The sequence below is a fragment of the Micromonospora acroterricola genome, assembly GCF_003172955.1.
Taxonomy (GTDB): Bacteria; Actinomycetota; Actinomycetes; order Mycobacteriales; family Micromonosporaceae; genus Micromonospora; species Micromonospora acroterricola.
In genome coordinates this window covers 1-26,939 of the sequence record NZ_QGKR01000143.1, presented here as the reverse complement: position 1 = coordinate 26,939, position 26,939 = coordinate 1, and the positions used below count along the sequence as shown (strand labels likewise).

23 protein-coding genes and 1 riboswitch are annotated in these 26,939 nt (G+C 73.6%); of the genes, 12 read left to right on the top strand and 11 right to left on the bottom strand.

The genetic code is table 11. The features are described 5' to 3' along the window. Window positions 1–140: 140 nt before the first annotated feature. Entirely contained in the window at window positions 141–1,193 is a 1,053-nt protein-coding gene (gene pseI / locus DKT68_RS07035) for a pseudaminic acid synthase (RefSeq protein WP_109816603.1), read from the bottom strand. A 133-nt stretch (window positions 1,194–1,326) separates the two neighbouring features. After that, window positions 1,327–2,508: a glycosyltransferase family 2 protein gene (locus tag DKT68_RS07030; RefSeq protein ID WP_109816602.1), complete on the bottom strand. Its 1,182-nt coding sequence runs from the start codon at window positions 2,506–2,508 to the stop codon at window positions 1,327–1,329. Between the two features lie 347 nt (window positions 2,509–2,855). On the opposite strand from DKT68_RS07030, the gene DKT68_RS07025 reads away from it, so the two are divergent. From DKT68_RS07025 to DKT68_RS07005, 5 genes are all read left to right on the top strand, one after another. Further along, complete coding sequence (locus DKT68_RS07025) at window positions 2,856–4,103, top strand: acyltransferase family protein (RefSeq protein WP_109816601.1); 1,248 nt, start codon at window positions 2,856–2,858, stop codon at window positions 4,101–4,103. A 101-nt stretch (window positions 4,104–4,204) separates the two neighbouring features. Further along, complete coding sequence (locus tag DKT68_RS07020) at window positions 4,205–4,648, top strand: hypothetical protein (RefSeq protein WP_109816600.1); 444 nt, start codon at window positions 4,205–4,207, stop codon at window positions 4,646–4,648. Between the two features lie 121 nt (window positions 4,649–4,769). Further along, the gene (locus tag DKT68_RS07015) at window positions 4,770–5,540 is read left to right on the top strand and encodes a hypothetical protein (protein ID WP_109816599.1); all 771 of its coding nucleotides are present in this window, start codon (window positions 4,770–4,772) and stop codon (window positions 5,538–5,540) included. 286 nt (window positions 5,541–5,826) lie between these two features. Then, a riboswitch (cyclic di-AMP (ydaO/yuaA leader) is annotated at window positions 5,827–5,968 on the top strand. 229 nt (window positions 5,969–6,197) lie between these two features. Next, window positions 6,198–7,049 carry a C39 family peptidase gene (locus DKT68_RS07010; protein WP_201748936.1) on the top strand — a complete coding sequence of 284 codons (852 nt, stop codon included), beginning with the start codon at window positions 6,198–6,200 and terminating at the stop codon, window positions 7,047–7,049. 174 nt (window positions 7,050–7,223) lie between these two features. Next, complete coding sequence (locus tag DKT68_RS07005) at window positions 7,224–7,970, top strand: alpha/beta fold hydrolase (RefSeq protein ID WP_109816605.1); 747 nt, start codon at window positions 7,224–7,226, stop codon at window positions 7,968–7,970. Between the two features lie 11 nt (window positions 7,971–7,981). On the opposite strand, the gene DKT68_RS07000 is transcribed toward DKT68_RS07005, so the two are convergent. The 4 genes from DKT68_RS07000 to DKT68_RS06985 form a co-directional block, all read right to left on the bottom strand. Beyond that, on the bottom strand, window positions 7,982–9,652 hold the full coding sequence (locus DKT68_RS07000; RefSeq protein ID WP_109816597.1) for a CDP-glycerol glycerophosphotransferase family protein: 1,671 nt from the start codon (window positions 9,650–9,652) through the stop codon (window positions 7,982–7,984). Window positions 9,653–9,682: 30 nt separating this feature from the next. Continuing rightward, window positions 9,683–11,200: a bifunctional cytidylyltransferase/SDR family oxidoreductase gene (locus DKT68_RS06995; RefSeq protein WP_109816596.1), complete on the bottom strand. Its 1,518-nt coding sequence runs from the start codon at window positions 11,198–11,200 to the stop codon at window positions 9,683–9,685. 146 nt (window positions 11,201–11,346) lie between these two features. After that, window positions 11,347–12,153: an ABC transporter ATP-binding protein gene (locus DKT68_RS06990; protein WP_109816595.1), complete on the bottom strand. Its 807-nt coding sequence runs from the start codon at window positions 12,151–12,153 to the stop codon at window positions 11,347–11,349. A 4-nt stretch (window positions 12,154–12,157) separates the two neighbouring features. Beyond that, window positions 12,158–13,051, bottom strand: coding sequence for an ABC transporter permease (locus DKT68_RS06985; RefSeq protein ID WP_109816594.1), 894 nt, complete (start codon window positions 13,049–13,051; stop codon window positions 12,158–12,160). A 217-nt stretch (window positions 13,052–13,268) separates the two neighbouring features. Here DKT68_RS06985 and DKT68_RS06980 point away from each other — a divergent pair, with 217 nt between their 5' ends. The 3 genes from DKT68_RS06980 to DKT68_RS06970 all read left to right on the top strand — a co-directional run bounded on the left by DKT68_RS06980 (window position 13,269) and on the right by DKT68_RS06970 (window position 18,290). Next, window positions 13,269–13,922, top strand: a complete 654-nt coding sequence (locus DKT68_RS06980; RefSeq protein ID WP_236646761.1) for a TetR/AcrR family transcriptional regulator — start codon at window positions 13,269–13,271, stop codon at window positions 13,920–13,922. Window positions 13,923–14,003: 81 nt separating this feature from the next. Continuing rightward, window positions 14,004–16,130 carry a DUF6077 domain-containing protein gene (locus DKT68_RS06975; RefSeq protein WP_146218306.1) on the top strand — a complete coding sequence of 709 codons (2,127 nt, stop codon included), beginning with the start codon at window positions 14,004–14,006 and terminating at the stop codon, window positions 16,128–16,130. 402 nt (window positions 16,131–16,532) lie between these two features. Further along, window positions 16,533–18,290 carry a CDP-glycerol glycerophosphotransferase family protein gene (locus DKT68_RS06970; RefSeq protein WP_109816592.1) on the top strand — a complete coding sequence of 586 codons (1,758 nt, stop codon included), beginning with the start codon at window positions 16,533–16,535 and terminating at the stop codon, window positions 18,288–18,290. Window positions 18,291–18,347: 57 nt separating this feature from the next. On the opposite strand, the gene DKT68_RS06965 is transcribed toward DKT68_RS06970, so the two are convergent. Then, complete coding sequence (locus DKT68_RS06965) at window positions 18,348–18,686, bottom strand: DUF952 domain-containing protein (protein WP_109816591.1); 339 nt, start codon at window positions 18,684–18,686, stop codon at window positions 18,348–18,350. 114 nt (window positions 18,687–18,800) lie between these two features. Here DKT68_RS06965 and DKT68_RS06960 point away from each other — a divergent pair, with 114 nt between their 5' ends. The 3 genes from DKT68_RS06960 to DKT68_RS06950 all read left to right on the top strand — a co-directional run bounded on the left by DKT68_RS06960 (window position 18,801) and on the right by DKT68_RS06950 (window position 21,301). Then, the gene (locus DKT68_RS06960; RefSeq protein WP_109816590.1) at window positions 18,801–19,112 is read left to right on the top strand and encodes a hypothetical protein; all 312 of its coding nucleotides are present in this window, start codon (window positions 18,801–18,803) and stop codon (window positions 19,110–19,112) included. Window positions 19,113–19,198: 86 nt separating this feature from the next. Further along, window positions 19,199–19,855, top strand: a complete 657-nt coding sequence (locus tag DKT68_RS06955) for a response regulator transcription factor (protein WP_109816589.1) — start codon at window positions 19,199–19,201, stop codon at window positions 19,853–19,855. 9 nt (window positions 19,856–19,864) lie between these two features. Then, complete coding sequence (locus tag DKT68_RS06950; protein ID WP_109816588.1) at window positions 19,865–21,301, top strand: sensor histidine kinase; 1,437 nt, start codon at window positions 19,865–19,867, stop codon at window positions 21,299–21,301. 9 nt (window positions 21,302–21,310) lie between these two features. Here DKT68_RS06950 and DKT68_RS06945 read toward each other — a convergent pair whose 3' ends face one another. From DKT68_RS06945 to DKT68_RS06930, 4 genes are all read right to left on the bottom strand, one after another. After that, window positions 21,311–22,279, bottom strand: coding sequence for a TAXI family TRAP transporter solute-binding subunit (locus tag DKT68_RS06945; protein WP_109816587.1), 969 nt, complete (start codon window positions 22,277–22,279; stop codon window positions 21,311–21,313). 66 nt (window positions 22,280–22,345) lie between these two features. Then, a complete protein-coding gene (locus tag DKT68_RS06940) occupies window positions 22,346–23,062 on the bottom strand; it encodes a hypothetical protein (RefSeq protein WP_236646759.1) in 717 nt (238 codons plus the stop codon). 109 nt (window positions 23,063–23,171) lie between these two features. Further along, window positions 23,172–23,969: a peroxide stress protein YaaA gene (yaaA, locus tag DKT68_RS06935; RefSeq protein ID WP_109816586.1), complete on the bottom strand. Its 798-nt coding sequence runs from the start codon at window positions 23,967–23,969 to the stop codon at window positions 23,172–23,174. A 63-nt stretch (window positions 23,970–24,032) separates the two neighbouring features. After that, window positions 24,033–25,658 carry an ArnT family glycosyltransferase gene (locus tag DKT68_RS06930; RefSeq protein ID WP_201748935.1) on the bottom strand — a complete coding sequence of 542 codons (1,626 nt, stop codon included), beginning with the start codon at window positions 25,656–25,658 and terminating at the stop codon, window positions 24,033–24,035. A 117-nt stretch (window positions 25,659–25,775) separates the two neighbouring features. Between DKT68_RS06930 and DKT68_RS06925 the strand changes: the two genes are divergently transcribed. Next, window positions 25,776–26,816: an App1 family protein gene (locus tag DKT68_RS06925; protein WP_109816604.1), complete on the top strand. Its 1,041-nt coding sequence runs from the start codon at window positions 25,776–25,778 to the stop codon at window positions 26,814–26,816. Window positions 26,817–26,939: the final 123 nt, after the last annotated feature.

Below are 26,939 nucleotides of genomic sequence, written 5' to 3'. Positions count from 1 at the left end.
ATCGGCGTCGGCCCGGCCCGGCCCTCGCCGATCACGGAGTTGTGCTGCGGCACGCAACAGGCACGCGGGGCGGCAACGCCCACCACAACCCCATGACCGACGGGGCCCCGCGCCGGTCGCGCGCCGGGCGGGGCTGATCGTCAGATCAGGTCCCAGCTCAGGGGAGTGCCGCGCGGGACGTCGGTGGCGAAGGTCCGGCCCAGGAGCCGGTCGATCTCCACCGGGGGCAGCCCACCGGCCGGCCGGATGGACCGGACGTTGCGCGCGGTGACCGGGTCACCGGCCCGCACGTCCTCGACCACGAAGAGGGAACGGCGGAACCGCAGCCCCTCCCGCTCGGCCGGGGTCGGGCCGATCGCGGTGCCGCCCAGGGCCGCGTACGCCCGGCCCGACTCGGCGACCAGCGCCGTCAGCTCCGCCGGGTTCAGCGAGAAGTCGGAGTCCACGCCGCCGTCGGCCCGATCCAGCGTCACGTGCTTCTCGATGAAGCAGGCGCCGAGGGCCACCGAGGCGACCGCCACCCCGATGCCCGGCGTGTGGTCGGAGAGCCCGACCGGCACGTCGAACGCGCCGGCCAGCACCGGCAGCCGGCGCAGGTTGCTGTCCGCCGGCGGGGCCGGGTAGGACGCGGTGCACGCCAGCAGCACGATGCCGGCCGCGCCGCCGTCACGGGCGGTCCGCACGGCGGCGTCGATCTCGGCCACCGTCGCCATCCCGGTGGAGATCACCATCGGCTTGCCGGTGCTGGCCACCAACCGGATCAGCGGCAGGTCGACCAGCTCCGACGAGGCGATCTTGTACGCCGGCGCGTCCAGTGACTCCAGCAGCTCCACGGCGGTCGCGTCGAACGGCGACGAGAAGACGGTCAGGCCGCGCTCGCGGGCGCGCTCGAAGATCGGGGCGTGCCACTCGTACGGGGTGTGGGCCCGCTCGTAGAGGCGGTACAGGTTCTCCCCGCCCCACAGCTCGTGACCGCCGGAGATGCGGAACGCCGGGGTGTCGACGTCGATCGTGATCGTGTCCGGCCGGTACGTCTGGAGCTTGAGCGCGTGGGCCCCGCTCTCGGCCACCGCGTCGACGATGGCCAGTGCCCGGTCCAGGTCGCCGTTGTGGTTACCGGACATCTCGGCGACCACGAAGGGACGCTCTCCGGCACCGACCGCGTGCGGTCCGATCTTGATTGTCGCCGTCATTCCGACCTCTGCTCAGGTACGCCCGCACCGGGGTGCGGTGGTGCTGTCGTCGTCCACCCGGCGGGCGGACGACCTGGAAAACCAGGGCGCCGGGAGCCGACCCGGCTCCCGGCGTGGTGTGCGGTGCGGGCGGTCACGGCAGGCGGCTCCCGGTCAGCGCGTCGCGCTGCTCGGGTGTCACGTCGCCGGCGCCGAGCGCGCCGGTTCCCGTCGCGGCGTCGGCCGGTCGGCCCGGATCCTCGTCGGCGGGCACCGACCCGACGTCGTCGCTGGCGCCCCCCGTCGGGACGGGCCGCCGCAGCCGGCCGGCCACCCGGTGGGCCTGGCGCAGCGCCGAGTACGCCAGGTAGTCCCCGCGCCCCACCAGCCGGTGCTTGAGCCCGGTCACGCCCGGGGGCATGGGGTAGCCACCGGTGGGCAGGTAGCGGCGGTAGTGCTCGGCCACCCGGTGGAAGAAGGCCCGGCGCAGGTGCGGGTGCAGCCGGTCGTCGTTGCCGACCACCACCAGGTAGTGGCTGATCATCAGCTCGAAGAGCTCGGCCTGCAACGCCTCGTCCGGGTGCCGCCGGCGGACCCAGTCCATCAGCCGCTCGTACTGGCCGAACGCGTCGAAGTGCCGGCCGCTGCGGGTGGAGGTGATGGCGCCCTGCCGACCCTGCCGGTACAGGTAGCAGACCCGGTCCAGCACGGAGATCTTCTCCGCGCCGATCAGCAGGGGGTGGCTGAAGGGGATGTCCTCGTACCAGCCGGGGAAGAACCGCAGCTCCAACTCGTCCAGGAAGGCTCGGCGGACCACCTTGTTCCACGCGGTGTGCTGTACGCGCAGCAGCTGCGGCTGGTCGGCGAGGCGGGCCACGCCCGGCACCCCGCGCAGCAGGTGGCTGCTCGCGTCGACGTCGCGCCGGCCGTCCTCGTGCACCCGAAGGTGGTCCAGCATCAGCACGTCCGGCTGGTGCTGGCGCAGCCGGTCCAGCACCGCCGCGATGGTGCCCGGTGGCAGCCAGTCGTCGCTGTCGACGAACCAGACGTAGCGGCCGGTGGCCACGTCGAGGCCGGCGTTGCGGGCCAGGCCCAGCCCCACGTTGCTGGTCAGGTGCACGACGCGGACCCGGTCGCGGCCGGCGGCGTACGAGCGCAGCATCGCGCCGCAGCCGTCCGGGGAGGCGTCGTCGACGGCGATCAGCTCGACCGCGTCCGACTCGCCGGCCGGGATGTCGGCCCGGATCGACTCGAGGCACTGGTACAGGTACGCCTCGACGCCGTACACGGGCACGACGATGCTGAGCAGCGGTGCGTGCGTCGGCTCATTGACCACGCCGCCACCTTCGACGACCCGGGTGGCCGGACGCGGAATCCCACGTGACCGTCGGTGGTGGGGTGTTTGAACAGCCGGCCAGGATCAGGTGAACGTCGGGACCGGATCCGGCGTGACGGCCACCGCCCAGGACGGCGTTCCCCGGAGCGGACCGGCGGGCGCCCCGGCCGGTCCGCCTCACGCTCGTCACCCATGAGACACGTCCGGTTCACCCGGGAGTGACCCGGTAGTGTGCCCCGGTGCGGCCCTGCCGGGCCGTCGTGGGCGTCGCCGTCACGCGCCGGCCCACGCCGCGGCGAGGAGGAGACGTACGTGCTGGCCACCCTGCGGAGCGTCGGGAACCCGGCATGACGAGCACCGCCCCCGTGTCGGCGGCCCGGCCGGCGAGCGCCACGGCACGACTGCCCTCGTTGACCGGCCTGCGCTGGATCGCCGCACTGCTGGTCTTCGGCTTCCACGCCGGCACCATGCGGATCATCGCCGAGCCCGACTACAAGGCGGTTGTCGACGCGCTGTTCACTCTCGGTCTGTCCGGGGTGCAGTTCTTCTTCGTCCTCAGTGGATTCGTGCTGGTCTGGTCGGCCCGTGCCGGCGACTCCCGGCGGACCTTCTGGCGGCGCCGCATCGCCAAGATCTATCCGAACCACCTGGTGCTGTGGGCGGCGGCGCTGCTCGTCGCCTGGTGGTTCGCCGACCCGGTGCTGCCGGCCGCCGCGCTGGAGAACCTGCTGCTGCTCCAGGCCTGGGACCCCCGGCCGGGCTGGTTCTACAGCATCAACACGGTGAGCTGGTCGCTGTCCTGTGAGTTCTTCTACCTCTGCCTGCCCCTCGCGCTGCCGCTGCTGCGCCGGGCGCGGCCACCGCTGCTCTGGACGCTGGTCGTCGCGCTGCCGTTGCTGATCCTCGCGCTCTGGCCGGCGCAGCACCTGGTGCCGGAGGCCAGCCGCTGGTGGTTCACCCAGATCTTCCCGCCGGTGCGGTCGCTGGAGTTCTGGTTGGGTGCGGTGGCGGCCGAGCTGATGCGCCGGGGCCTCTGGCGTGGCCCCGGGCTGACCGCGGCGAGTGTCATCTTCGTGGCCACCTGGGTGGCCGCCGCGCAGTGGATCCGCGGCGAGCTGTGGGCGACCCTGCTCGCGGTGGCGTACCTGCTGGTGATCACCGCTGCCGCCGACGCGGACCTGCGGGGCCGGCGCTCGCCGTGGCGGTCCCGCCCGCTGGTCTGGCTCGGCGAGGTCTCGTTCGCCTTCTACCTGGTGCACGTGCTGGTGATGACGACCGTGCTCCGCTGGACGGGTGACTGGGGGACCGGTTTCGGCGGCTGGCGCGGCCCGGCGGTCGTGCTCGGCTTCCTGCTGGTCAACCTGGTCCTCGCCGGGCTGCTGCACCGCTTCGTCGAGACCCCGATGATGCGCCTGCTCGCACCGCGCCGCCCGGCCCGACCGGCGGTCGTACCCCGGCAACGCGACGGCAGCCCGCAAGGCGACAGCGCCCGTGCCGGCAGCGTCGAGGCCGGCGGCGACGAGGCCCGGAGTACGGAGGTCGGGAGCGCCGGGGGAGTGAGCCGGGCCGGCGAGCGGTCGACGTACGCGCGCTGACACCGTCCACCCTGGTCAGCAGGGTCGGCGCGACCGGCGCGGCGCGAGCCGACACGCCCGGCGTCGATGCGCCCGGCCGGCGACGGCGGTAGCGTGGGGACGTGCTCCCGGTCGCGCTCACCTGTCCGCTGTGGTGGGTGGCGCGTTGGGCGGCACGGGTGCTGACCAGCCTCGCGGTCGTCGCCGCCCTGGCACTCGGCGCGGGCATGTCCCCGGCCTCCGCCGCCGCGCCGGAGGCGTCGGGCGCCGCGCCGTCGCCGTTCACCGCCGCCTCCGCCGCCTCGTCGGCCGCGCCAGGTTCGCTCACGCTGTCGTCCGCAGTGGTCCCGGGCACCGGGCACGCGGCCCCGGGAGTTACCGAGGCGGCCACCGGCCACGTCGCCGCGGTGGCGTCGGTCGACCCGCAGCCGGCGCGGGCCGCCGGCCCCGGCGCCGTCCTCGCCGCTCCGACGGCCGTGACGCTGGCGCGCGGCGCCGACGCCGAACGGCTGCCCCGCACCGACGCCCGCCCCAGCCGGGCCACCCGGGCTCCACCCGGGCGCTGAGCCACCGGGACGTCCGTCCCGCCGCCGCGCCCGTCGACTGATCACCTCCGCACCCTGCCCGTGGCCCCGCCGCGACCCGTGCGGCTCCCCATCGCATCGCTATCTCCCCGAGGTGCCGACCATGGAGACCGTCGTCTTCTACCAGTTCCTGACCGAGGTGCCGCAGGCCGCCGCCATCTGGTCGGTCCTGTTCCTGCTGGCGCTGACCGTGCTCGCCGTGCTGGTCGCCCGCCCCGAGCGGGACCAGGCGGCGGTCGAGCCGACGCCGGTGGCGCCGACCGCCCGGGAGGCGGCCGAGGCCGAGGCCGCCGACCTTCGCCGGTACGCCGAGGAGGTGGCCGTGGCCGCGGCCGGCGCGGCGCAGACCGCCCGCCGACGGCGTGCCGACTGGCTGGCCGCTCAGGAGCAGGTGGAGCGGGCGTGGGCGGGCTACGACGAGGCCGACACCGCCGCCCGTCGGTTCGCCGACGCCGGGGCGCTGCCCACCCCGCGTACCCCGCGTACCCCGGCCGAGTACGCCGGCCGTGAGCGCTACCTGCACCGGGCCGCGATGGCGGCGCACTGGCGCGGCGACCTGTCCATGCGCCAGCTCAGTGACGTGTTCGGGCACCGGCACGGCTGGGATGCCCGTCGGCACCCGGTCGAGCAGGAGGTGCTGCTCAGCAGGGCGATTCGGGAGGCGAGGCGGGCCGACTACCGGGCGGCCGCCGAGCGGGAGCGGTCGACCTGGCGCGACGCGGAGCTGGCCGCCGAGTCGGCCCGCGCCCTCGCCGAGGAGGCGTACGCGGCGGCGGCCCGGCTGCGACCGGACCCGACGCCGGCACGCCGGACGGTGACCGCCGTGTTGCGGCCGGCGACCGCGGCGCGCTGGCGTCCGGCCCGGGTAGGCTGACGGCCCGGATTGGCGAGTGAGCCCGGTCACAGCAATGGGAAATCGGGCGGACGGCACAATCGGCCGGATCCTTCCCGCGATTGTGGCGGCATTCTCGACAAACTGTCCGGATGTCGCCCGCCAGTGCCGTCGTCGCCGGTTGTCCCATCGAGTCACGTCAGTGGCAATCCGCGCAGAAATTGTCGCGCCAATTCAGGTTTACGCAGGTGAACCTGGCTTGGCAGGGCTCGAACCGACCAGTAGTGTCGTCCCGTCCGGTGCGGTAACCGATCGCAAGAGGCGACGCCGCGCCGACCCGCTCAATCGTGATCAACGAACCGGGGACCCATCAGTAATTCCGGGGTGAATCCGCGAGCCACGGCCCGCGGTAGGGCGATCTTCCCGCCCGAATCCGTCAGCTAACCCGGTAGGCGGTGTCGGAAGGAGTTTTATCCTCGTGCACCTCTCCACCCCTCGGCTGTTCCCCCGCCTCCACGGCGCCGCGGTGCCCCCGCTCATCCGTCCGGTGACGGTGAGCTGACCCCCCGGGTCACCGCCCCTTCCGCCCGGCCGCGCCGGGCAATCCCCTGAGCGGTTCACCATCCGCGGACCACGGTTCGCGCGCTGACGCCTGCCCGGACACCGGTCCGGCTCCGGTGTGCCGCTCTCCCCCGAACCGTGGAGGACCCCGTGAACCACACCCTGAAGCGTCAGCTCCGTCGCCTCGCCACGGAGCGCCCGTACCAGATCGCCGCCGCGTCCGCTGCGGTCCTCGCGCTGGCCACCACCACCGGCGCCCTGGTCGCCGGCGGCGACGGCGCCCCGGCCAGCAGCCAGCACACCGCGGCCACGGTCGCCGAGATGCGCAGCGACACCGTCGCCTCCCGCGGCGAGGCGCGCGTCGCGCCCCCGTCGGCAAGCACATCGCCGACCACCGCCGCCCCGACCACCGGCGCCGCGTCGCCCGCCGCCAAGGCCAGCAGCAACCCGGACCTGACCCGGAAGCCGACGGCGCCGAAGCCGCCCGCGACCAAGGTGCTCGACTACGACTACCAGGCGCAGAACACGTACTACAACTGCGGTCCGGCGGCCACCCGCAACGCGCTCAGCGCCACCGGCATCGACCGCACCCAGGACGAGCTCGCGGTCGAGCTGGGCACCACCGAGATGGGCACCAACTCGGCCGAGGACACCACCCGCGTGCTCAACGCCGAGGTGAAGGGCTCCCCGTACCGGACCCGGATGTTTGCCGGCACCCCCAGCCCGGCCCAGATGGACCGGCTCCAGGCCGACGTCGTCGCCGCGATCACCGACGGCCGCGGCGTGGTGGCCAACGTCGCCGGGGACGCCACCGACACCGACGGCGGTTGGCACTCCTACGGCGGCGGGCACTACATCGCCGTCGTCGGCTACAAGGACAACGGTCGCACCGTGCGGATCGCCGACTCGGCGAACGCCGCCGACCCGTCGTACTGGATCACCACGATCGATCTGGCCAACTGGATCGCGACCCGGGGCTACTCCGCCTGACCCGGGCGCAGCCGCCACGGGCGCCGTCCCCCACGAGGGGGCGGCGCCCGCGGCATTTCCGGTCCGCTCAGTAGCCGATGAGCTCTATAGTGGATCTTCGGTGGTCGGTGTGCCCGCGTGCGCCCGGCGCCGGCGACCCTCGTACCCGGCCGCGAACCGTGGGAGACTGCGGCCGTGGTGGATGAATCGGGTGGTCAAGGCGGCCGTGGGCCGGTCCTGTTGCTGCTGCACGGGATGGGGACGACCGGGGACGTCTGGCTGCCGTGGGCGCCACTGCTGGAACAGCACTGGCCCGGGCGGTGGCTGGCGCCCGACCTCGCCGGCCACGGATGGTCGGCGCCGCTGCCGTCGTACTCCTTTAACGGGCTCGCCGAGCGGATCGCCCACGGCCTGGCGCCCTGCGACCGGATCGTCGTGCTCGGGCACTCGCTGGGCGGGGTGGTCGGCCTGGCGCTGGCCGCCCGCGCCTCCGGGATGCCGGTGGACGCGGTGGTGGGGCTGGGCATCAAGGCCGTCTGGTCACCCGACGAGCTGACCCGCGCCGCCGAGCTCGCCGCCCGCCCGGTCAGCTGGTTCGCCACCCGCGCCGAGGCGGCCCGCCGCTACCTGCGGGTCTCCGGGCTCGCCGGCCTGGTCCCGCCGGAGCATCCGGTGGTGGACGCCGGGCTGCGTCAGGTCGACGGCCGGTGGCGCCTCGCGATGGACCCGGGCGCGTTCGCCGTGGGCGATCCCGGCCTCGCCGCTCTGCTCGCGGCGACCGACGTGCCGGTGGTGCTGGCCCGGGGCGAGCAGGACCAGATGGTCACCGACGCGCAGCTCAAGGAGTTCGGCGTACCGGTCGTCACGCTGCCCGGGCTCGGGCACAACGCGCACGTGGAGAACCCGGGGGCGGTGCTGGCGCTGCTGGACGCCTACCGCTGAGCCTGCCGTCGCTAGACCGGCGCCGACGCGGCCAGGGTCTTCGCCGGCGCCAGCTCCCGGCGGGCGGCGGTCAGGAACGCCTCGGCGTACGAGTCGGCCGGGAAGTCACCCAGGTAGCGGCGGCGGGTGGCCCAGCGCGTCTCGGCCAGCGGGTCGACGTCCAGCAGCGCGGTCAGCACCTCGTCCACGTTGGACATGTCCCGCCGCAGCACGTAGCCGGCCCCGGCCAGGGGGAAGTGCTCCACGAACCGGTCGCCCTCGTCGCCCATGTCGGTGACGGCGTACGGCTTGCCGGAGTAGAGGTAGTCCGAGATCACCCCGGACACGTCGGAGACCAGCGCGTCGGACCGGTTGACGCACTCGGTCAGGCTCAGCTCCCGAGCCGCCGCCCCGACCACGTGCTGCCGTCCGGTGCGGGCCCGGTCGGCGACCAGCAGCTCGGTCAACCGGCCGAGCTGCCGTGCCGAGGCCGGGTTCTGCGCGGTGTACGGGTGGGCCCGCAGGATCACCGTCGCGCCGCGCTCCAACAGCCGGCGCAGCAGCTCCTCCGCCACCGGCAGTGAGCAGTAGTCGGCGTCGGCGTGGTGCCCCGTCCAGGTCGGGGTGTAGAGCACGGTCGGGTGGGCCAGGCCGCGCACCGGCTCTGGGCGTACCTCGATCGACTCGACCTGCGGGCGGCCCACCACCACGAACTTCTCCGCCGGGATCCGCACCCCGGCGCGGGCGTACCGGTCGATCGCCGCCGGGCCGGCCACGAAGATCCGGTCGAAGATCCCCGACACCGGGTTGGCGCTCGGCGCCTTGTCGCTGTCGCCGTGGTGCAGCTGCACGTGGGTGAGCTGGGTGAACCGGATGCAGTGGCTGTTCTTCGCCCCGTGGTTGACGTAGAACGCCGCTCGCAGGCTCGGCACCAGCACCTCGTCCAGCGCCCTCAGGGTGGGGCAGTAGACCACCGGCGCGTCGGTGGCCGCGGCGATCGGCGCCAGGAACTCCGGCTCGCGCAGGACGACCATGAACGGCCGGCCGATCCGCTCCAGGTACGGCAACCACATGGTGACCTGGTACTCGGAGCCGGGTGGGGCGGAGAAGTAGAGCAGGAACTCCGGCTGGTGCCGGCGCAGCGCCCGAGCGACCGCCCCACCACCGGCGGACGGCCGGAAACGCCGCCGGGCCAGGTCCAGTGCGACCATCCCGGCGCCGACGCCGACCAGCAGGGTGGCGACCAGCGCCACGGCGGCGGGCAGCGCCAGCGCGGCGGCCAGGGTCACGGCGGCGAGCAGCCCGAGCAGGGCGGTGCCGAGCTGGTCGGCGATCAGCGGCGTCCAGGACCGCACGGGCAGGTTGGCCGCCCGGATCTCCAGGTTGCCGGCGGTGCGCAGCGGCCCCACGAGCAGCACCAGCCCCAGTAGGAGCAGGGCGGTGGCGACCAGCGCCGGGTCGAGCCCGTCGTCCAGCCGCCGGGAGTAGCCGACCAGGACGGCGGCGGCGATCAGCGCCGTCTCGGCGACGAGGTCAGCGCCGGGCCGGATCCGCTGCTCGACGGCCGCCGCGACGAGCGCGGCGACGGCCAGCGCCAGCCCCCAACCGGTGGCGCCGGTCAGCGCCACCACGACGAAGGCGAGCACGGCCAGGCCGGTGCTCAGGCACCGGGCGGCCAGCTTTCGGACCAGATCACCACGCATGTCGCTCCGTTCGCCGCCGTCCCGTCAGCGTCAGCTCGCGGAGGCCGCACCGGCCGGCGACCCGACCCGACCCGACCCGGACTGGGCCGGCACGGTCGGGGACGGCCCGTCGCCGGGCGCCCGGCGTACGTCGATCACCTGGCCGGTCAGGTCGGAGATCAGCACGTCCAGCGAGGACTGGGCGACGGCCTCCGCGGCGAGCAGGGTGTGCTCCGGCTCCTCGCCGAAGGCCTTGGTCCGCATCGGGGTCGCGGTGCGCTCCGGGTTGATGCAGTTGACCCGTACGCCGACGTCGGCCCACTCGTCGGCCAGCGCCTGGGTGAGGTTGACCAGGGCGGCCTTGGTGGCCGAGTAGAGCGCGTAGCGGGCCCGGCCCCGGGTGTAGGAGCTGGAGGTGTAGAGCAGCAGCTGGCCCTTGGTCTGCTGGAGGTACGGCAGGGACTGCCGGGCGATGGTCACCGGGCCGACGAAGTTGACCTGGAGGAGGCGGTCCATCGTCTCCTCGTCCATCTCGGCCAGGGCGCCCTTCTCCAGGATCCCGGCGGTGACCACCACGTGGTCGATCCGGCCGGTGGCCTCGAAGGCGGTCTTCAGCGCGGCCTCGACGTCCTCGGCGCGCTCCACGTGGGTGCCGGTGGTGGAGCGGCTGAACGGGAACACCTGGGCGCCGAGGCGCCGGGCCAGCTCGGTCAGCTCGTGGCCGATGCCGTAGCTGCCGCCGAACACCACGATGGTGCGGCCGGTCAGCTCCTCGGTGTAGCTGCGGTGGTCGGTCAGCCGGGGCGCCTGGGCGGCGGCCAGCTGGAAGAGCTTGTCCGCCAGGTGCACGTCGACCGGGTGGGTGACCTTGATGTTCTCGTCCGAGCCGTCGATCACCTTGATCGGGGTGCCCGGCAGGTAGCGCAGCACCACGCCGCAGTCGTCGGTGGCGGCGAAGTTCGGGTCACCCTCGGCGATCCGGTACGCCTCGCGGATGGTGGGGGAGCGGAACGCCTGCGGGGTCTGGCCCCGCCGCAGCCGGGAGCGCACCGGGATGTCGGTGATGCAGTCGTTCTCGTCCACCTGGATGATCGTGTCGGCGGACGGGATGGCCACGTCCACGGCGGCGTAGGTCCAGAGGGCGTTGACGCACTCGCGCACGATCCGGCCGCTGAGCAGCGGGCGCACCGCGTCGTGGAAGAGGATGTTGCAGTCCGCCGGGCCGACCGCGTCCAGCGCGATCCGGGTGGTCGCGTTGCGGGTGTCGCCGCCCTCGATCACCTTGGTGACCTTGCGCAGGCCGGCCTTCTCGACGATCTGCCGGGCGTCGTCGACGTGCCCGGTGGCCATCAGCACGATGATTTCGTCGATCTCCGGCGCGGCCTCGAAGACCGCCAGGGTGTGCTCGATGATCGGCTTACCGGCGATCTTCAGCAGCTGCTTCGGGATGCCGAGGCCCAGCCGGGTCCCGGTGCCGCCGGCCAGCACCACGGCCACCGTCCGCGAGGGCCGCCACGGTGCCGGGGTCTCCGTTGCGGCGTCCGGGCCAGTGGTCTGGTCCTGCGTCATTGCCGGATCCTCACTCTCAGGAATGCGTTAACGGAAGGTTCCGCCCGAGCGGCGACGGAATGAACCTTAACGCGCGAACCGCGTCGCCCCAACGCGGGCGACGCGGTCCGATGGCGCCGTGTCGATGCCGGAGGCCCGCCGGCACGCTACTTGCTGTTCGCGTACGCCTCGTAGGCCCGAATGACCTCGTCGGTCGGCCCGTCCATCCGCAGGACGCCGGATTCCAGCCAGATCGTCCGTTCGCAGGTGTCGCGAACGGAGGAGAGCTGGTGGCTGACCAGGAACACCGTGCCGGCGCCCTCGCGCAGCTCCCGTACGCGCTGCTCGCTGCGCTTGCGGAAGCCCTTGTCGCCGGTGGCGAGCGCCTCGTCGATGAGGAGCACGTCGTGCTTCTTGGCGGCGGCGATGGAGAACCGCAGCCGGGCCGCCATCCCGGAGGAGTACGTGCGCATCGGCAGGCTGGCGAAGTCACCCCGCTCGTTGATCCCGGAGAAGTCGATGATCCCCGCGGCCTGCTTGGCCACCTCGTCGGGATGCATCCCCATGGCGAGGCAACCGAGGGTGACGTTGCGCTCACCCGAGAGGTCGTTGAGCAGGGCGGCGTTCACGCCCAGCAGCGACGGCTGCCCCTGGGTGTGGATCGCGCCCCGGTTGACCGGCAGCAGGCCGGCGATGGCGCGCAGCAGGGTGGACTTGCCGGAGCCGTTGCTGCCGATCAGCCCGATCGCCTCGCCCCGGTACGCGGTAAAGGAGACTCCCTTCACCGCGTGCACCTCCCGCACGTTCGGTGCGTTGGTGCGCTTGACCAGCCGGCGCAGCGCGGCCACCGGGGTGGTGCCACCGGTGGCGCCCTTGTGCACCCGGTAGATGATGTGCGCGTCGTCGACCACCACGGTCGGGATGCGCTCCGTCAGCACGGGCAGGGAGACGGTCGCCTCGTCGAAGGCGTTCATGTGCTCAACCACGGCCGTACTCCTGTTCGCCGCGCCAGAAGTAGATGAACCCGCCGATGCCGGCCACCACTGCCCACGCCGCGCCGACCAGCCAGAGCTGGGTCAGCGACTCGTTGAGCAGCGGCGCCTGCTCCAGCAGCGCGTACCGGGCCAGCTCGATGTAGACCAGCAGCGGGTTGAACTGGACCAGCGTCGTCGCCCAGCCGGGCAGCCGCTCGAAGAGGCTGACGCTGTAGAGGACACCGGAGCCGTACATCCAGGTGCGCAGGATGAACGGCATGACCTGCTTGAGGTCGCTGGCCTTGGCGCCCATCCGGGCCACCAGCAGCACCACGCCGGCGTTGAACACCGCCTGCAGGAGCAGGGCCGGCACCAGCAGCAGCCAGTCCAGCGTGATCGGCTCGCCGGTGACCAGCACGATGCCGACCAGCACCACCATCGAGGCCAGCAACTGCTGGAACTGGGTCACCGTCGTGGACAGCGGCAGGCTGGCCCGGGGGAAGTGCAGCGCCCGGATCAGCCCCAGGTTGCTGCTGATCGACTGGGTGCCGGCCAGCATCGCGCTCTGGGTGAAGTTGAAGATGAACAGGCCGGTGGTCAGGTAGGCGATGTAGTTGGGGACGCTGTTCTGCGCCAGCACCACCCCGAAGATCAGGTAGTAGACCGCCGCGTTGGTGAGCGGGGTGAGCACCTGCCAGAGTTGGCCCAGCTTGGCGTTGCTGTACGAGGCGACCAGCTTGGCGTTGGCGTACGCGGCGATGAAGTGCCGGTACGCCCACAGTCGGCGGCTGTACTCGACGAGGGTGGGTCGCTCACCAGCGACCCGGAGCCCGTGCCGAGCGGCCAGCTGCGCCTGGGTCAGGCCCGTGTCGGGGTCGACCAGCGCGGTGGTGGCCATGGAAATGGCGCTCCGATCTTTCGTGCAGACGGGTTGCTCGCGACGATGGAATCCTAGTGGGATGTGTGCGCGGAGCGCCGCCTCGTCGCTGCGTGGACAGTAGTCCGAAACACGTCGGGACGCAACCGTACCGTCGTTGCGCTACTCTGGTCGTCGTGACCTGCGAGAAGAGTCCCTGGTGACGACCGAGAAGAGGCGGGCCCCGGCCGGCGCTGCGGTGCTTCGTGGTGAGATCACCACGGCCATCCGGCGCGCGCTGATGCAGGAGCTCGCGGCGGTCGGCTACGGCCGGCTCTCCATCGAGGCGGTGGCCCGACGGGCCGGCGTCAGCAAGACGGCGATCTACCGGCGGTGGAGCTCGAAGCTCGACCTGGTGCTGGAGATCGTCGCCGCCGCGGCGCACGGCAAGCTGCCGGCGCTGGACACCGGCACCCTGCGCGGCGACCTCGCGCTGCTGTTCCAGGCCGTGGCCCACGCGCTGCGCCACCCGCTGGCCTCGCAGATCATCCCGGACCTGCTGGCCGAGGCCGCCCGCAACCCCACCATCGACCAGACCCTCCGTCAGGTGCTGCACGCCCGCCAGCAGGACATCGGCGGCCGCCTGGTCGCGCACGCGGTGCAGCGCGGCGAGCTGCCCGCCGACACCGACCCGGACGCCGCGGTCGACCTCATCGTCGGCCCGCTCTACTGGCGGCTCGCCATCGCCCGCCTGCCCCTCACCGACAGCTACCTCGACAACCTGGTCGAATCCGTGGCCGTCGGGCTCGGCGCGGACGCCGCCCTTCCCCATCCACGGACGCCGCCGATCGGGCTGACCGGACGCCCGACACCCGCTGAACCGGGGACCGGAGATGCCGTTCCGCTCCGCTAGGCTGCCCCTTTGACACCCGGCTGTCACCGAGCAGACATCAAATTTTCGCCCCTCATCCGCCGCAGGACGACAAGGACGACCGTGACGAAAGTCGAAGACGCTGTTGTGGCACCAGCGCCAGCCGACCAGAGGACCGCCCCGAGCGCAGGTGCTCCGGCGAGCCGGTCCGGGCGGGGTCGTGGCCTGATCGGGCAGCTCAACGCCGGGGTGGCCGCCGCACCCGTCCTGTTCACCGACGCGGCGGTGGTCGGCTTCGCGCTCTGGACACTGCTCTACCACCTCAACCTCGGCCTCAACCTGCGTCCCTCCGTCGTCTTCATCGCCTGGCTCGTCCTGCTGCCGGTCACCGCGTACGCGTCCTGGAAGCTTCGGCGGCGGGACGTCGTGCCACGACCCGCCGACGACGAGACGGCGACCACGCCGGCGGAGCTGCCCGCCGACCGGGCGGCGCTGCTGCGTCGTTACGCCCTGCCCGTCGGGGCCGCGGTCGGCGCGGCGATGTTCGCCGCCCTCGGCACCGGCACTCTGAGCTGGTGGTTGGCGGCCACGCTCGGCCTGGTCTCGGTGGTGTCCGCCTGGCTGGCTCTGCCCCGCCGGGGCGCACCGGCCGACGCGGGCGCCGCGCCGGTCACCCGGGAGACCACACCGGCGCAGGCGTACGTGGTCATCGCCGTCTCCCTGGCCGCCGCCTACTTCGGCACGCTGATCGCTCGGGTGTCACTCGACGACGTCTTCTACGTCGGCAAGTCCGTCTGGGTGGCCGAGCGCGACGAGATCCCGTTCCGGGACTTCCTGTTCACGGAGGGCGTTCTGCCCGCCGGTTCGGCGAACCCGCCGCTGCCCTCCTTCGAGGTGTTCATCGGGGCGCTGGCCCGCGTCCTGCACATGCACGCGGCGTCGGCGACGTGGTATCTGCTGCTGCCGGTGCTCGCCGTCTTCGCGATCTTCGCGCTGTGGCGGCTCGTGCAGCGGTGGGCCCCACGGCGTCCGCTGGTCGTGTTCGGCGTGGCGGCGGCCTACATCCTGCTCGTGGCCTACTACGCCGACGCCCTGAACACCTACCACCTGCCCCGTCTGACCCAGGGCAAGAGCGTCTTCGTCCACGCCCTGGTGCCACTCGCCTGGGTGTACCTCACCGACTACCTGGAGCGCCGTTCGCGGCGTGCCCTGGTCCTGCTCGCTCTGCTGTCCGTGGCCAGCGTCGGCTACACCACCACGGCGGTCATGCTGCTGCCCCTGCTCAGCGCGGCAGCCTGCGTGGTGCTGATCGCCACCCGGAGACTGCGGGCGGCCGCCCTGTGCTTCGCGGCCGCCTCGGTCTACCCCCTGGTGTCAGGCGTGCTCGTTCAGGTCCTGCGCGGCGGAATCGAGCAGACCGTTGCCACGTACGCCCCGCTGCTGCCCCTGCGGACCATCTACGAGCTCACCCTGTGGCTCGGCATCCTCGGGGTCATCGGTGGGCTCGCCGTGTGGTGGTCGCCCCTCCTGCTCCGCCGCGGCGTGCCGCGGCAACTCGCCGCGGGTGCCGTGCTGGCGGTGACGGTCCTGATGATTCCCGGGTTGTTGAAGGTCGCGGGTGATGTCAGCGGTCTGCGGGCGGTGCTCTGGCGGGTGCCGTGGATCCTGCCGGTGCCGGCACTCGTCGGCATGTTGGCCGTCATCCGCCTGCCCGGCCTGGCCCGCGTCAACCGCGTCCTGGCCTTCGTGCTTCCCGTCGCCCTGGTGGCCGTCTTCTACACCCAGGGCAAACCGATGTGGACGAACGACCTGGTTCAGTCGAAGCCGACCTGGCGGATCCCGGAGACACGCAAGAATGTGACGTTCTGGATCACCAGGCAGGATCTGCCGAAGGGTCTGGTGCTCGCCCCCACGTCGGTCATGCGGGCCATGCCCCAGGTCACGACGCGGGTCCGGGTGGTGATGGCCCGGGATCTCTACCTCACCGACTACGGCATCGACACCCAGTTCTCGAAGGACCGGCTGCTGCTCGGCAGGTTCGCCGACGGCGTCGAACCGGTCCCGGTCTCCGAGGTCGACGCCGCCCTTCGCCGGGTCGACGTGAGCGCGGTCTGCCTGTGGAGGACCAACAAGGCCGCCAACGACGCGGCGCCCGCCCTGGGTCTGGTGCAGGTCGCCTCGCGCAAGTCCCCGGGTGGGATGATCTGCTACCGCACCACGACGTCCGGCACGTCCACCAGCGGCGGTTGACCTGCGCAGATGCCATCGCGCGGGCGCTCCGGCCGTACGGCGCGGGCACCGTCGGATGCGGCCGGGAGCGTCCGCCGGTGGCGGCGTGCACCGCGGGCCGGGAAGACGCGGCGGGGGTTTGACCGGAATGTCATTCAGAACCCGGGCGATACCTCCCTGTCCTCTCGCGTTAAGGTCGCAGTCACGCGCCGACGGCCGGTCCCTGGATCACGGGCTGCCGCGCGGCACACTGGACTTCAGGAGCACGGTCAGAGGAAACGGCCTGCGCGAAAAGCGGGGAAGCGGCCGAACGGCGACACGGCGGGGTGCCTCGGCGCCCTGCGTCGGCTCGGGGTCGCCCGGCGCACCAACGTCGGGGAGCACCTGCCCAAGCCGGTCATCAATCGTAGGGAGCGAAACTCGTTGTTCGGCACGTTGACTGGACGTATCGGAGTGGCCGCCCAAGCTGCGCTGCTGGTGCTGTCCTACCTGGTCATGCTCGGCGCCGGCGCCCTCGGCTGGGTCGGGCTGTTCGTCGTCGCCGGGCTGGCCGCGGTGATCGGCGAGTTCGCCATCGCCCGCTGGTCACCGCCCTCGCAGGTGCTGCTGGAGAAGGTCGGCCTGCACTGGTCGTACCGGCAGTTGACCCGCGACCTCGCCGCCGTGCTGCTGGTCGTCGCGGAGGTGGCGCTCAGCGGCGTCGAGCTGACCATGCTGCTGGTCCTGCCGGCCGCGGTGTGGGTCGTCTCGGTCTTCGCCGGCGCGCTCTCCACGATGATCGACCGTCGTAACCCGCTCTCCGCCCTCGTGCGCAACATCGAGCTGGGCCCGCTGCGCTCGGCCCCCCGGCCGCCGGCCTGGGCGGCGGCGGTCGCCGGCGACCGGATGCCCCTGCTCAATCTGCTGCTGGTGCCGGCCGCCGTGGCCGCCGCGGTGCAGCACGACCCGACGCCGTTCTTCGTCGCCGCCGTCGTGGCGGTGGTGGCCACCGGCGCGGTGGGCGCGATCGTCGCGCTGACGTGGCTGCGCGGCCGGGGCTCCGGGCAGAGCCCGCTGCTGCCCGCCGTCCAGCGCTGGCTCGACAGCTACAAGCCCGAGGTGGCGCTCTACTTCGCCGGCCCCGCCAAGGACGTCTACCAGGCGAACATGTGGCTCGCTCCGACCGAGGCGCTGCAGCAGCGCGCGGTGGTGCTGATGCGGAGCCGGGAGGCGTTCGCCGAGCTGGCCGACACCCGGCTGCCGGTCATCTGCGTACCGGCCGGGGTGGACTTCATGAACCTCGAGCTGGGCAGCGTCCGCGCGGCGCTCTACGCCGCGAACGTCGGCGCGAACATCCACATGCTCCGCGAGCCCGGCACGAAGCACGTCTTCGTCGGGCACGGCGACAGCGACAAGCAGGCCAGCGTCAACCCGTACAGCAAGGTGTACGACGAGGTCTGGGTCGCCGGCCTGGCCGGCCGGGAGCGGTACGCCCGCGCCGGGGTGGGCGTGCTCGACTCGGACATCGTCGAGATCGGCCGGCCGCAGCTCGCCGGTGTGCACACCTTCGGCGCCGAGTCGGTGACCCGGCCGTTCACCGTCCTCTACGCGCCGACCTGGGAGGGTTGGCTCGACGACGACCCGTACCACACCTCGCTGGTGCTGATGGGCGAGCGGATCGTCAAGGGGCTGCTGGCCACCAACCCCCGGGTGCGCCTGATCTACAAGCCGCACCCGCTCACCGGCTCGCGGTCGAAGGCGGCGAAGGCCGTGCACGAGCGGCTCGTGCAGGCCATCCGCGCCGCCGGTGGCAACCCGGACGCGGCCTCCCTGGACGGCACCGAGCACCTCGTGGTCACCGGTCGTACGCCGGCGCTGTTCGACTGCTTCAACCAGACCGACCTGCTGATCAGCGACGTGTCCAGTGTGGTGTCCGACTTCGTGCAGAGCCAGCGGCCGTACGTGGTGGCGAACCCGGCCGGCCTGTCGGAGGACGAGTTCCGCCGGGAGTACCCGACCGCGCGGGCCGCATACCTGCTCTCTACGGACTGCGGTGAGCTGGAGAAGATCGTGGCCGTGACCCGGGCCGGCGACGACCCGATGACAGAGGCCCGCCGGGAGTTGAAGACCTACCTGCTCGGCCCCGCCGAGGCCAACCCGATGGACCGGTTCCAGGAGGAGATCGCCCGCCTCTGCCGCTGAAGCGCGCGTTCGTGATCCGCGCCCGGCCCGACACCCGTCGGACCGGGCGCGGTCGCGTCAGCCCAGCAGGGCGGCCACCGCGTCGGCGACCGGGACGTCCGCGGGCAGCGCCCGCGCCGCCACCACCGCCGTCGCCGGCAGCGGGCCGTACAGGTGCGGGAAGAGCTGCCCGTCGCGCGACGGCTCCCAGCGCAGCGCGTCGCCCAGTCGCTCCTCCTCGACGCTGAGCAGGGTCAGCCCGGTCGCCCCGGTGAAGTACCGGCGGGCGGTCTCGACCACCTGGGCCGGACCGGAGAGGTGCACGAAGCCGGACTCGTGGTCCAGGACCGTGCCGGCGAAGACGCCGGCGGCGAGAGCGTCGTTCCACTCGGCCGTCGGCAGCAGTTTGTAGATCACAGCGGCAGCCTACGGCGGGCTCCGCCGCCGCCCCGCCCGGTTTTCGCCGGTACCGCCGCGGTCGTCGCCCCCCACCGGGCATGCTCAGGTGGAGCGGCCGCGGAGGGATGGGCGATGGCGAGCTACGAGGACGACTGGACCGACAGCCAGCGCGGGCTGTACGACGAGTGCTACCGGGCTGGCGGCGAGTGGGCGGAGGACCCCGACACCCCGTCCGACGACGTACAGCACGTGATCAACCTGGCCGAGGCGGACGATGACGCCTTCAGCGACGCCGAGATCGACTACCCACCCCTGGTCGACGCGGTCACCCAGGCCAGCGGGGTGAACGTCACCAGCGTGCCGGTCCGCCACGACGACCCGGGTTTCCGGGGTTTCGTGGACGGCGTCCGCGACGCCGTCGCCGACGACGTCTTCGGCCTCTAGCCGAGCCACCGGGGAGGCGGCCCTCCCGCTCCCGGGGTCCTTCTGCCACCATTCGCAGGACGGCGCTGCGACGGACGGGGGCACGGGTGCGGATCCTGCTGGTGGAGGACGACCGCCGGGTGGCCGCCGCGCTCTCCTCCGCGCTCACCCGCCGGGGGTACGAGGTCGAGCACGCGGCCACCGTCGCCGCGGCGCTCTCGGCCGCCCCGTGCGACCTGGTGCTGCTGGACCTGACCCTGCCCGACGGGGACGGCACCGACCTGTGCCGGGAGCTGCGCCGGCGCAGCAGCCAGCTCGGCATCATCGCGGTGACCGCCCGGGGTGAGGAACGTGACCGGGTGCTCGGCCTGCGCCTCGGCGCGGACGACTACGTGGTCAAGCCGTTCTCGATGGTGGAGTTGCAGGCCCGGATCGAGGCGGTGCTGCGCCGCGCCGCGAACGCCGCGCCGGAGCGGCACCTGATCGAGGCGGGGGCGGTGCGGATCGACGTGGCCGCCCGGACGGTGACGGTGGACGGCCGTGCGGTGACGCTGACCCGCAAGGAGTTCGACGTGCTGCTCTCGCTGGCCCGCCAGCCCGGGGTGGCGGTGCCGCGCGACCGCATCCTGCTCGACGCCTGGGGCACCACCTGGACCGACCGGCACACCGTCGAGGTGCACGTCGGGTCGCTGCGCGGCAAGCTCGGCGACGCTCGCCTGGTGGAGACCGTACGCGGCGTCGGCTACCGGCTGCGCGATGCGTGAGGGGCTGCGGTGCGCCGTCGACTGGTGATCAGCTACCTGCTGCTGATGGTGCTCGTCCTCATCGCGTTGGAGACGCCGCTCGCCATCACGCTGGCCAGTCGCGAGACCGAGCGGGTACGCGCCGACCGGCTCGCCGACGCCACCCGGTTCGCGTCGCTGGCCGGGCCGGCGCTGCGCGGCGGTGGGTCGGGCCCGCTCGAGGCGGAGCTGCGCAGTTACGAGGAGCTCTACGCGTTCGGCGCGGCGGTCGTCGACCGGGACCGGGACACCGTGGTCGCCTCGGTGAACTGGCAGCCCGCCACGGGCACGACCACGGCACTGGACATCGCGCTGTCCGGGCAGCAGACCAGCGCTCCCGGTTCGGTCTGGCCGTGGACGGCCGGCGCGGTGGTCGTGGCGGTGCCCATCAACGACGGTGGCGAGGTGCTCGGCGCGGTGGTGATCGTGACGCCGGCCGACCCGATCCGTCGGACCGTCACCGCCTGGTGGCTGCTGCTCGCCCTGGCCGGCATGCTCACCGTGCTGGCCTGCGTGCTCACCGCGTTCGGGCTGGCCGGGTGGGTGCTGCGCCCGGTCACCGAGCTGGACGCGGTCACCCACGAGATCGCCGAGGGCGACCGGGGCGCCCGGGTCCAGCACCGGCTCGGCCCACCGGAGCTGCGTCGCCTCGCGGCCAGCTTCAACCACATGGCCGACGTCGTCTCCGACGTCATGGACCGGCAGCGCGCGTTCGTCGCGCACGCCAGCCACCAGCTGCGCAACCCGCTCACCGCGCTGCGGTTGCGGGTCGAGGAGCTGGGCCCCAGCCTCACCGACCCGGAGGGGCGCTCCGAGCACCGGCTGGCGCTGGAGGAGACCGACCGGCTGGCTCTCGTGCTCGACGCGCTGCTCACCCTGGCGCGGGCCGAACGCGAGGAGAACGAGCGGATCACCGTGGACGCCGCCGCGGTGGCCGCGTCCCGGGTGGCCGCGTGGGCGCCGCTGGCCCGGCACCGGTCGGTCGCGCTGCGGCTCGCCACGGCCGGCGCCCCGGCGTACGCCCGGACCGTGCCGACCGCCGTCGACCAGGCGCTGGACGCGTTGATCGACAACGCGGTGAAGTTCAGCGGGGCCGGCGGGGCGGTGACGGTGACGGTGAGCCGCCGCGACGACGGGGTCGCCCTGGAGGTGCGCGACACCGGCCCGGGCATGACCGAGAGTCAGCTCGGCCAGGCCACCGAGCGGTTCTGGCGGGCGCCGGACGCGCAGAACGTGGACGGCGCCGGGCTCGGCCTGACCATCGCCGCGGTGCTGGTGGACGCCTCCGACGGGCGGCTCACCATGCGCCCCGGGGAGCCGCGTGGGCTGGTCGCCGGCCTGTGGTTCCCGGCGCCCGAGCCCGACGCGGCGGCCGAGCCGGCGGACGACGAGCCCTGCGCCGACCTGCGGCCCACCCCCGCCCGGTAGCGGCGGACGTCAGGGTTTGGCGGCGCGGTACCAGGCGGCGGCGCCGGGGTGCAGCGACAGCGGTGCGGTGGCGATCGCGGAGCGGGGGCTCATCCGCCCCGCCGCCGGGTGCGCGGCGCCCAGCTCGGCCCGCCGCTCCATCAACAGCCTGGTCACGTCCCGGACCAGCCGCTCCGGCAGGTCGGCCCGGACGACCAGGTAGTTCGGGTTCGCGACCGTGGTCACCGGGTCCACCCCGTACACGGAGCGGGGGATATCCCGGGAGACGTAGACCTGGCCGTAGCGGGCGCGCAGCGGCTCCGTCCACTCGCCGAGGTCGACGATCCGGGTGGCGCTGCGCCCGGCGAGCTGCTCGATGCCCCGCACCGGCAGCCCGCCGGAGAAGAAGAACGCGTCGATCCGCCCGGCGCGTAGCGCGAGCACCGAGTCGTCCAGCCCGAGCCGTTCCCGTCGCACCTCGTCACCGCCCAGCCGGGCCACCTCGAGCAGGCGGGTCGCGGTGATCTCGGTGCCCGATCCGGGCGCGCCGACGGAGACCCGCCGCCCGCGCAGGTCGGCGACCGTGCGCACCGGTCCGCCGCCGGTGGTGACCAGGTGGAGCTGGTCGTCGTACACCCGGGCGACCGCGTCGACGGTCGGGCCGTCCGTCGTGGTGGTGGGCAGCACGTCCGCCTGGGTGAATCCCAGCTCGGCGGCCCCGGAACCGACCAGCCGGACGTTCTCCGCCGAGGCGGCGGTGATCACCACGCTGGCCCGCACGCCGGGCAGCTCCCGGTTGAGGATGGCCGCCAGGGACTGCCCGAAGGCGTAGTAGACGGCGGTGGGGCTGCCGGTGGCGATCCGGATCGGCACCGGCTCGGCCGGGGCGTCCCGGCAGCTGGCGGCACCGGTCAGGGCCACGGCCAGCAGCAGCGTCAGCAGCGCCGCCGTGCGGCGGCAGCCGGGCGGGCTGGACGAGGTACGACTCACGCGGTGCACTGTGCGCCGTCGGACCGGTGCGCGCAAGCCCGTCCGGGGGCTGGTGGATGCGGGCCCGGCCCGGTGTCAGCAGGCGGGGCGGCGCTCCGGCGGCATCCCCGTCGGGACCGCGGGCGGCGACGCCGCTGCGCGGGCCGGCTCCATCGCTGCGCTGCGCAGGATCCGCTCCCGGTCCGGCCCGTCGGCGACGCTCACCAGGAAACAGCCCGTGCCGGGGCTGAGCAGGGCCGGCACGTCGAGCACGGCCGCGCCACGGATCAGCACCGCGGCCAGCTCCCGGTCGGTGAGCCGCACACCGAGGATGTGCCGCCGGACGTGCCGCCCGCCGGCCAGCAGCGCCGAACGCCAGGCCGCCGCGGCCAGCCGGGACACCCACCGCCGGCGGGCCGGCGAGGCACCGGGCAGCGGACCGCCGAGCAACTCCCGACGCCCCTGCCACCAGCCGGCGTCCAGCATCCTGGCGTACGCGCCACGGTGCTCCCGGGGCACCCAGAGCCGGTGCAGCTCGTAGCGGCGGCGCAGGCCGCCGACGGCCACCTCGTGGGTCACGGGGATGTCCAGCCGGGCGAGCAGCTGCCGCATCCGCTGCGCGGCGTCCTCCCGGTTGAACTCCACCCCCGGCGAGTGCGACGGGAGCGCCGCCGTCGGCCGGGCGGACGTCGGCCGTGGCGTACAGCGCAGCAGGCAGGCGGCCTCGAACGCGTCACCCAGGGTCAGCCAGTCCAGCGGGGGTGGCGTCGCGGGGGAACGGGGCCGGTCAAGCAGGGCGGGTTCGAGGGCCAACGGAGGGGCTCCCTTGTCGGAGTCGTGGTGCCCCTACCGTGGCCCCTGCGCCGCCGTTGCGGAACCGGTCGCGCCGAGCCTTGAGCAAATCTTGCGCCTGCCCCGGCCCCTACAGGTCGGTGACCACCAGATCCACCTGCCGCACCCGGCCGGGCGCGGCGGCCTGCTCCAGGACGGTGTGCTTCAGCTCGCGCAGCGTGCCGACCAGCTCCGCGGCCGTACGCGGACGGGCTCCGGCGACCAGCAGGTCACGGACCAGCCGCCCCTTGGTCGCCTTGTTGAAGTGGCTCACCACCGAACGGACCGGCACACCGTCGACCTCACGCTCGTGCAGCACCCGCACGGTCACCGTCCGCTCGGCCAGCTCTCCGCGCGGCGTCCAGGTGGCCGCGTACGCGCCGGAGCGCAGGTCGAGCACCGGCCCGGAGCCGGCCGCGCCCGACAGCACGGGTGCCAGCACCGGCCGCCAGTACGCCGACAGCGCCCCCACTCCGGGCAGCCGGGCGCCGATCGGGCAGCGGTACGGAGGAATCCGGTCGGCCAGCCGGACAGCGCCCCACAGGCCGGAGCTGATCAGGATCGAGCGTCGGGCCGCCCGCTGCGCCGCCGCCGGCAACGAGGCCAGCTCCAGCGCCTCGTAGAGCACGCCCGTGTAGATCTGCGCGGCCGGCGCGGTGGCCGCCACCCGCAGCCGGGCGTTGCGGCGCAGCTCGCCGCGCTGGCCCTCGCTGAGCCCGAGCGCCGTCCGCGCCGCCTCCTCCTCGGGCCCGGAGCTCAGCATCACGAGCGCGTCGAGCACCCGCTCGCGGGCCGGGGTCAGCTCGGGCAGCGAGAGCCGGTCCGGGGACCACCGTCGACCGGTGCCGGCGTCGGCCTTCCCCTCCGAGGGCGGCAGCAGGATGAGCATCGGGTCTCCTCGACGGGCGGAACGGCGCCCCGCGCGCCGGCCCGGCCAGCGTACGACCCGCCGCTACCGCCAGGGCCGGACCGGGGTGTCGGGGTGGTACACCCGATAGCCGCCGACCTCGCGGACCGGTGCCGCGTCGGGCCGGTCGGCGAGCAGTCGACGCAGCCGCCGGTCCATCGGCGAGCCGACCTCCACCACGTAGCCCGGTCGCTCGGCCCGGCCGACCTGCCGCCAGTACGGCAGGTACCGGTTCTGCCCGGGGGACAGGTCGCCGTCGAGCACACCGCAGATCACCGTCTCGTCGGTGTTGAAGATCAGCCGGTTGCAGGTCCAGTAGTCCCCGTACACCTCGTGGGGGCCGTCGGCGCGCAGCGCGGTGGCCAGCTCCCGGGCCTGACGCTCCTCGGTCCGGGACGCACCGACACCGGTGGTCGCGAAGAGCACGGTGATCACCAGCGTGGTCGCGGTCAGGGCGGCCAGGATGGCCGTGGCCAGCGCGCCGGTGAGCCGGCCGAGCGCGCCGACGGTTCCCCGCCAGCAGGCGACCGCGGCCACCCAGAGCGGCCAGAGCACCGCCGGCAGCGACAGTTGCAGCACCGACAGGTAGCGGGCGTTGTCCAGCGGGCTGGTCGCGGCGAGCGGGGAGCGCACGTACGACAGCAGGGTCAACGTGGCGCCGGCGACCAGCGCGAGCTGCACCACCGGCCGGACCCGCTCCCCGCGCGACGCTCCGGCGGCCCGGCGGTACGCGAGCACCGCGAGCACCGCGGCGGCCACCAGCAGCACCGGATAGAGCAGCCCGAACCCCTGCTGCCAGCGACCGCAGCCGTCCACGGGGCAGAGCCCGTGCGCCAGCGGCACCCCCTCCAGCAGGCCGCCCCGGATCCGGTCGGACCACGGCGGCAGCGGGCCGGCCTTGGTGCTGACCTCCCGGAACACCGACAGCGAGTCCTCACCCGGCGCCGCACGAAGGTTGTCGTAGATCATCGGGGCCACCCCGACCACGACGCCGGCCACCAGCAGCAGGCCGGACCAGCCGAGAAGCTCCCGGCGCACCGCCCACACCAGGGCGAGCCCGGCCACCGCCAGGTAGGGCAGGATCAGCCAGTCCGACCAGGCGGCCAGCCCGACGAGCAGGCCGAACAGCCCGACGGCGAGCCACCGGTGGCGCACGGTGCCGGCCGCCAGCCCCACGGTGATCAGCAGCATCAGCAGCACCGCCGGCTTCACCTCGGGCCGCCCCCCGACGACGGTGAGCTGGTCGCGCACCACCCGCTCCGGCCCGAGCGCGAGCAGACCGACCACGAAGGCGGCGAACCACGGCGTGCAGAGCCGGCGGGTCAGCCGGTAGATCAGGTAGAGGAAGACCGCGTACAGCGCGAGCATCGGCAGCCGCAGCACCGGCCAGCTCGGCCCGGCCACGGCGACCAGCGGCGCCGCCAGGTACGACTCCAGCATCCCCATGTAGTGCTGGCCGTAGAGGAAGACCGGTCGTTCCCGGCCCTGCCCGATGTGCAGCGCGGCGAGGCCGAAGGTGGCCTCGTCGCTGTTCGACACCGGCACGGTGTACAGCGTCAGGACCAGCCGGTACCCGACGCCGACCAGCCCGAACAGCAGCGCGACGAGCGCCGGCCGGTCGAGTCGCGGGCGCCAACGCCCACGGTGCTGCTTCGGATGCGACACGACCAACGCCCCCGTCGTCGTCCCGACCGGAGTGTTTCACGGACGGCGGGGCGGCCGGGGTGGTTCGGCGCAGCCGGAGTCGCTCACGTGGCCGTGGCTGTCGACGTGTGGCAGGGTTGGCGCGTGCCACCCACTCCCGCCGGCCAGCTGGCCGTACCGAACCTGCACCGGGCCGCGCGGATCGAGGACGCCGTGCACCAGCTCGTGGAGCGCCGGTTGCGGCGCACCGGCTGGCGGATGAACATCGTCGCGTACACCGGCTACGGCTCGCCGGGCTGGGTGCGGGTGATGTGCCGCGTGTTGCTGGGCCGTCCCGACACCCGCCAGCGGGGCCGCTTGGACAAGGTCCGCGGCTGGCGCAGCTTCACCACCCTGCCTGCCAAGCACGTCACCGTGACCATCGAGGCCGGCGGCGTGCGCTGCGAGGCCCGGGCCGACCGCAGCGGCTTCGTCGACACGCTGGTCGAGGCCGACCTGCCGCCCGGGTGGGGCACGGTCCGGCTCAGCGTGCCGGACGCCGAGCCGGTCGACGCGCCGGTGCGCATCCTCGACCCGGACGTCCGGTTCGGCATCCTCTCCGACATCGACGACACGGTGATGGTGACCGCGCTGCCCCGGCCGCTGCTCGCCGCGTGGAACACGTTCGTGCTCGACGAGCACGCCCGCGCCGCCGTGCCCGGCATGGCGGTGCTCTACGAGCGGCTGGTCACCGGGCACCCCGGCGCGCCCGTCTTCTACCTCTCCACCGGCGCGTGGAACGTGGCGCCGACGTTGACCCGGTTCCTGTCCCGGCACCTCTACCCGGCCGGGCCGCTGCTGCTCACCGACTGGGGCCCGACCGCCGACCGCTGGTTCCGCAGCGGGATGGAGCACAAGCGGGTCACGCTGGCCCGGCTGGCCCGGGAGTTCCCCGACGTGCGCTGGCTGCTGGTCGGCGACGACGGCCAGCACGACCAGGAGATCTACCGGGAGTTCGCCGCCGCCCACCCGGAGAACGTCGCGGGGGTGGCGATCCGCCGGCTCTCCCCGGCCCAGTCGGTGCTGGCCGGTAGCCTGCCCGCGCCGGCCGGCCGCCCGTCGGCGGGGCCGGTGGGGCAGAAGTGGCTCTCCGCGCCGGACGGCGCCGGCCTGTGGAAGCTGCTGCGCGACGCCGGCCTGGTCTGACTGTGAGGCTGGCCGGGTTGGCCCGGAGGTGATGGGCTGATGGTCGGCAGTAGTGGACGTGACTCTTGGCCTGACTGGCTTTGTGCCTTCGAGAGGACTTGTCCGTCCGCTGCTGCCGGCGCC

What these genes read in the sequence shown, in the direction of transcription:
- pseI (WP_109816603.1), bottom strand. Translation starts at nt 1,193, where the DNA reads ATGACGGCGACAATCAAGATCGGACCGCACGCGGTCGGTGCCGGAGAG.
- DKT68_RS07025 (WP_109816601.1), top strand. Translation starts at nt 2,856, where the DNA reads ATGACGAGCACCGCCCCCGTGTCGGCGGCCCGGCCGGCGAGCGCCACG.
- DKT68_RS07015 (WP_109816599.1), top strand. Translation starts at nt 4,770, where the DNA reads ATGGAGACCGTCGTCTTCTACCAGTTCCTGACCGAGGTGCCGCAGGCC.
- DKT68_RS07000 (WP_109816597.1), bottom strand. Translation starts at nt 9,652, where the DNA reads ATGCGTGGTGATCTGGTCCGAAAGCTGGCCGCCCGGTGCCTGAGCACC.
- DKT68_RS06995 (WP_109816596.1), bottom strand. Translation starts at nt 11,200, where the DNA reads ATGACGCAGGACCAGACCACTGGCCCGGACGCCGCAACGGAGACCCCG.
- DKT68_RS06990 (WP_109816595.1), bottom strand. Translation starts at nt 12,153, where the DNA reads ATGAACGCCTTCGACGAGGCGACCGTCTCCCTGCCCGTGCTGACGGAG.
- DKT68_RS06985 (WP_109816594.1), bottom strand. Translation starts at nt 13,051, where the DNA reads ATGGCCACCACCGCGCTGGTCGACCCCGACACGGGCCTGACCCAGGCG.
- DKT68_RS06960 (WP_109816590.1), top strand. Translation starts at nt 18,801, where the DNA reads ATGGCGAGCTACGAGGACGACTGGACCGACAGCCAGCGCGGGCTGTAC.
- yaaA (WP_109816586.1), bottom strand. Translation starts at nt 23,969, where the DNA reads ATGCTCATCCTGCTGCCGCCCTCGGAGGGGAAGGCCGACGCCGGCACC.